This window comes from Streptomyces sp. NPDC043870, from assembly GCF_056435785.1.
This window is the reverse complement of the sequence record NZ_JBWKDT010000103.1, coordinates 1-5,520: the sequence shown is the minus strand read 5'-3', so window position 1 is coordinate 5,520 and position 5,520 is coordinate 1. Positions and strand designations below refer to the sequence as shown.

The 5,520-nt window shown below is 64.4% G+C and carries 2 protein-coding genes and 3 pseudogenes; 2 read left to right on the top strand and 3 right to left on the bottom strand.

Annotated features, from left to right (window positions below; translation table 11 throughout):
• Together AC0699_RS39160 and AC0699_RS39155 are read left to right on the top strand one after the other, a co-directional pair.
• Positions 1–1,113, top strand: a 1,113-nt coding sequence (locus tag AC0699_RS39160) for a LuxR C-terminal-related transcriptional regulator (RefSeq protein WP_478671272.1), incomplete at its 5' end; no start/stop codon positions are given.
• Positions 1,114–1,406: 293 nt separating this feature from the next.
• A complete protein-coding gene (locus AC0699_RS39155; protein ID WP_478671268.1) occupies positions 1,407–4,028 on the top strand; it encodes a helix-turn-helix transcriptional regulator in 2,622 nt (873 codons plus the stop codon).
• Between the two features lie 185 nt (positions 4,029–4,213).
• Here the strand turns inward: AC0699_RS39155 and AC0699_RS39150 are convergent.
• The 3 pseudogenes from AC0699_RS39150 to AC0699_RS39140 all read right to left on the bottom strand — a co-directional run.
• A pseudogene (locus AC0699_RS39150) lies at positions 4,214–4,600 on the bottom strand (transposase); the annotation flags it as partial.
• A gap of 143 nt (positions 4,601–4,743) precedes the next feature.
• Positions 4,744–4,887 (bottom strand): annotated as a pseudogene (locus AC0699_RS39145) (IS701 family transposase); the annotation flags it as partial.
• Positions 4,888–4,955: 68 nt separating this feature from the next.
• Positions 4,956–5,465: pseudogene (locus AC0699_RS39140) on the bottom strand (IS5 family transposase); the annotation flags it as partial.
• Positions 5,466–5,520 lie beyond the last annotated feature (55 nt).

The following is a 5,520-nucleotide window of genomic DNA, read 5'->3' as shown; positions in this document are numbered from 1 at the left end:
CCCGGCGGGGCGACCACCGCACTGCACATGATCATCACGATCGAGGAATACTGGGCTGCCCGAGGCCTGCTGACCGAAGCACGCCACTGGCTCGATCGAGCACTTGTGGCGGCACCTGAACTCACGCGTGAGCGCGTCTCGGGACTGCGCATGCGTGCCATGCAAACCATTCATCAGGGTGACCTCGATGCCGGCGTACCCCTGCTGGCTGAGGCGACCGAACTGGCCGGCCGGCTCGGGGACAGCTCCGAAAGCGCCCATGTCACCTTCATGCACGGTATGGCGAAAGTGCACGTCGGCGAGGTGGAGAGCGCGGCCGCACTCTTGGGTGAGGCCCTGACAGGTTTCCGGGCCGTCGGTAAGGTGCGCGACCTGCTGTACGCGTTGCTCACCTACGGTCTCCTCCTGGGCCTCCTTGGTGAACGCCACCAGGCCCTAGCCCTGCTCGACGAATGCATCGCGATCACCTCTCGACGCGGCGATGTGTACTGGCGCTCGTGGGCACTGTGGGCCACCGCGACGGTGGAGGTCGACCACGACCCGGAGCGGGCGGAGGCAGCGGGAAAAGAGTCTCTGCGGTTCCAAGGCCAAATGGGCTACATGCTCTCGGCCTTCACGTTCCAGACGCTGGCCTGGGCGAACGAGCGACAAAGGCACCACATCCGCGCAGCCACCCTCTTCGGTGCTGCCGCTTCCGTTTGGGACGACATGGGTGCTTCATTCCAAGATTTCGTCATGGCAGCGCTTCATCAGCAGCATATGACCGCGACGCGTACAGCCATGGGCGAGCAGGCGTTCGAGACAGCCTTTCAACGGGGTTACGCCTTGCCCAGGCAGCAAGCCATTGACTACGCGCTCGAGGTAGTGCCAGTCTCCCCAGTCTCTCGGACGTCGCGGGCGCAGAGTCCCCTGACGCCTCGTGAAGAACAGGTCGCCGAACTGGTTGCCCGCGGCCTGACGAACAAGGAGATCGCGGCGCGACTGGTGATCGCGCGCCGCACCGCTGAGGCGCACGTGGACCACATTCTCACGAAGCTGGAATTCAATTCCCGGACACAGATCGCCGCCTGGTACACGGGACAACAGTCCACCCCGCGAGACGCTGGCGCGTAGCGCACAAGCCATCATTCGCGTCGCGCATGGCCGAGCGCTTCGCAGCAGGCTGCCCTCACCGGCCAGATGCAGGCCCTCGGCCTGAGCGCGCCCCACCAGCTCGTCGCTCAGCTGGTCGTCAACGGGCTTGGCCGACACAGCCTCTGCCCCCTGGCAGCCCTGGGCCTTCTTTGGCCCGCGTGCAGAGGCAGCGTCAGCGATGCCCACCTGCGGTCCACCTTGCGGCCGCCGGGGACCGGCCCAGCCGGGCTTCCGCCTTCCTTTTCGGACGCTTCGAGTCATGGACGGAACTGATGAGTATCGAATATGCGCATGCTCTTTGGCCATTGACTGGCCGGGATGACGAAGTACGACGCTTTCAGAATTGTCTTGTCGGATCTCGATATGTTGTTTATCTCATCCATGGCGAGGCGGGAACAGGTAAGACGCGTTTGGCTGAGGAATGTTTGGAGTTCGCCGCCGGCGAAGGCTACGTGTGCTCTAGGGCTGTTGCCGGGATGGCCGCAAGAACGATCCCTCTGGGGGCCATCGCACACCTGCTGCCGTCAGGAATCGATGCCTCCAATCCGATATCACTGTTTGACAAGACGGCGCAGCATCTCACCGCGCAGAAGGGGAAGCGCTCACGCGCGGTTTGGTTTATCGATGACCTCCACCTCCTTGACGCTACTTCCATGACCCTGCTCGGCCAGCTCCTGGACGCAGGCGTGATCTTCCTTCTAGGCACGCTGCGGAGTGGAGCGGTGCTGGCGGAGAGAGTCGAAGGACTCGAACGGGGAGACCGAGGAGCTCGTATCGATCTTCAGGTGTGGAGCCTTGCAGAGGTGGAGACGGTGCTGCATGCGGTTCTTGGCGGGCCTGTCGAGAAGTGGACCGCTCGCTATCTGCACGACATCAGCGGTGGCAATCCCCTCTACCTGCGGGAGTTGGTCCGCGGAGCGCTGGACAGCGCGGTCCTGATCGGGGAAGGGGGGGTGTGGCGCTTGGTGGGTCCGGTCAGGGGCACTCAGCGCATTGCTGAGATGATTCATGGTCGAATTCGCGCGGTGTGCCGGGTGGGGCGCACCGTGTTGGAGCGCATCGCAGTGTGCGGAGCCATTGGCGCCGACGAGATCGATCCGGAAATCATGGCCCGCTTGGAGGAGCTGGACGTGGTGCGTGTGGTCACGAGCCGTCGGCGCCGTGTGGTTGACCTGACGCATCCCCTGCATGGGGAAGCTATGCGTTCCGCACTGGGGCAGACACAGACAAGGCGCCTTCTCCTGGAGAGCGTCGAACGTTTGGAGGGTTACGGCGCCCGCCGTCGTGAAGACCGCCTCCGGATCGTCACGTGGCAGCTGGCTGCCACGGGTACCGCAGATCGAGAGCACTTGCGGCACGCAGTGCTGATGGCCCGGCACGCTCGGGACTTCGTCTCGGTGGCGCGGCTTGCCCAGGCCCTGAGCGGCGTGGACCCTGGTGCCGGACCGCGCACGCTGCATGGCGAAGCCCTGTTTGAGCTCGGCCGCTTCAATGAGGCGGACCGGATTCTGCGCGAAGCCGCCGACGTAGCGCTGGGAGAAGAGGAGTTACTCCTTGCCGTGACCTTGCGGGCCCAATGTTTGGCGTGGGGGGCTTTGCGGGTGGATGACGCCCTGGAAGTCGTGCGCCACGCGCGGGCAAAACTACAGGGAGCCGTTGCAGATGAGTCGTTGCGAGTGGTTGAAGCTCACCTGAGGGCGTTTGGCGGTGAAGTCACATGTGTCCTTGACTTGCTTCACGATCTTGAAGCCATGGCTGAGCCTCGCGTGCGCATTGTGGGTGCCCTCTGGAAGGCGTATGCCCTCGCTGAAGCGGGCAGGACTGCGGATGCGCTAGCCCTCACCGAGCATGCATGGCACGCGGAGCTGCCACCATCGGAAGCGGTCGGATGCTTAGACCCGCGCATGGCTCTGATGGTTCGGGTGCGGGTCCTCTCCATGGCGGGGCGTTTTGATGAAGCTCGACGAATCGGAGAGTCGGCTTATGTCGAGGTCGCCGCCGATCGCTCCCTGATCGCGCAAGCTTGGCTAGCGCTGGCCTTGGGTCGGTTGGAGTACGGTGCCGGTAATCTGACACGTGCCCAGACCTGGTACGCCAATGCCGCTGTCCTTTCTTCCGACAATAACTTTCGAGGCCTTCATTGGCTGGCTTTGTCGGGGCTTGCCTTGACCGCGGCTACCCAGGGAAATGCAGAGCTCGCGGGACGGTATTCGGAGCAAGCAGAGCAGCTGAGGGCGTCAGGTCAGCAACACCCCGATGCTGCTGCAGTGCCTGCGTGGCGGCTGGCTGCCCTGGGAAACCTCAGCGCGGCCCGCGGCGGCCTCTTCGATTCCGCGAATCTTGCCCACAAGGCTGGTGCGTTCGCTACCGAGGCGTTCCACCTGTCTTCCATAGCTCGTCTCGGTGACGCCAGCAGTGTCCACATGCGTCTCAGAGCACTTGCCGAGCACTCGGACAGCCCGCTTGTCGCACTGCAGGCCGAGCATGCGTCAGCGCTGTACCAGCGCTGTCCTCAACAACTCGTGGCAACTGCCAAGCGATTGGAGGAGGCCGGACTTCTACTGATCGCGGCAGAGTCCTATGTCAAGGCGTCCCAGCGTCTCATGTCGGACGGACAGCAACGACGGGCAACTGCTGTTGCAACCCAGGCAGCCCGGATCGTGGAACGCTGCGAAGGAACTCAAAGCATCGAGGTAGCACTGACGCCGCCTCTGAATCCGCTGACGAGACGAGAGTGGGAAATTGCCCTGCTCGCGGCGCGAGGTCTCACCAACAGAGAGATTTCTGACCAGTTGGTTGTCTCAAGTCGAACCGTGGGCAACCATCTCTACAGCATTTACAAGAAACTCGGCGTTGCCAATCGCAGGGAACTCCGGGCTACACTACCGCCTTGATGCGGAGGCCGTCCGGCGACTTAGCCTCGATCTTTCGTGACGGTCCGTCGGTTTCTTCGGCGGGCCGTTTCGGGTGTTCGGGCTGGTGGCGGTCAGGCTGATGGCCCGACTGTCGTGTCGGGTAGGCGCCGGGTTCCACGGCTTCGGTCGGGGTGTTGCTGCTCGCAGGGACGGGAACGTGCTGGTCAGCCAGGGTTCGGGAGAGCTTCGAGCTGTGCCAGGGCGGCGGTGATCATGTCGGTCCAGGGCCAGTGGCGGGCGAATCTCAGGTGCCGACGGCGGGCGTTGGTGACGAGCTGGGCAGCAGCGGAGAAGAGGCGGAGCCGGAGGCGGCGGGGCTCCCACCTTCGGGTTTCGCCGGTCAGGGCGAGTATGGGCATCCAGGCCAGCAGGTCCAGGGCGAGCTAGACGATCTCCAGCCAGATCTGGTTCTGCACGGTGTCGTGCAGGGGCAGGTTGCGTAGGCCAGTGGCCCGCGCGGCCCGTATGCGGTCCTCAGCCCGGGCTCGCTGACGGTGCCGCAGCTCCAGTGCCGCGATCGGCATGTCGTTGGTGTTGGTGGCGAAGCAGGTCGTGCTGGCGTTTGTTGTGGTGGGGTCTGGAGTGGGGCAGGAGAGTGTCCAGGAGTCTGCGGATCTCTGCCACGGTGAGGGAACGAGGCTGCTGGATTCGTTTCTGCTGCCCCCTTTACGGCCTCGGCGGCGAGGGCGGCGAGGAAGGCGTGGGCGAGCATGGCCAGGGTGATGTGGCGGTACCAGCCCGGGTAGCGGCGGACTTCGTACTCATCGAGACCGCACTCGTTTTTCGCGGCCTGGAAGCACTCCTCGATGGCCCAGCGCATGCCGGCCACCCTGGCCAGGTCGATGATGGTGCAGGTGACGGGTGCGTAGGCGAAGTAGTAGGCGATCTCATCCGGTTGGGTCAGGCCATCGGTTTCAGGCCTTCGCTGTCGTGGACGTTGGCGGCGGAGACGCCGATGACCAGGGGCAGTCCGTTCGCGTCCGACAGGACGTGCATCTTGGAACCCGGCTTACCCCGGTCCACGGGGCTCGGACCTGTGTGTTCGCCCCTTTTTAGCGCGCACGTGGGCGGAGTCGAGGACAACGCGGGAGACGTCGATGAGGCCCGCGTCGTCGAGTTGGTGGAGGACCGCTTCGTGGAGGCGGCCCCAGACCCCGCCCTCGACCAGATCATGAACCGGCGGTGAGCCGTCGACTTCGATATGCCGAAGTACGGTGGCAGAGCCCGCCAGGCACAGCCGCTGACCAGCACGTAGATGATCGCCGCGAACAGCGTCTCATCGGGCGTGTTCGGTGTTCCGCCGCCCTGCGGCCGCACCCGGTCGTCCGGAATCAGCGGCCTGGCGAGCTCCCACAAGCCGTCCGGAACAATCCAACGATGGTGTCCCGCCGAGTGGTGTAGCAGCGATCTCGGCATAGCCCCTGGTCATGAGGCGGCCATCGCGCAACTCTCCGAGTAGTGAAGCTCGTTG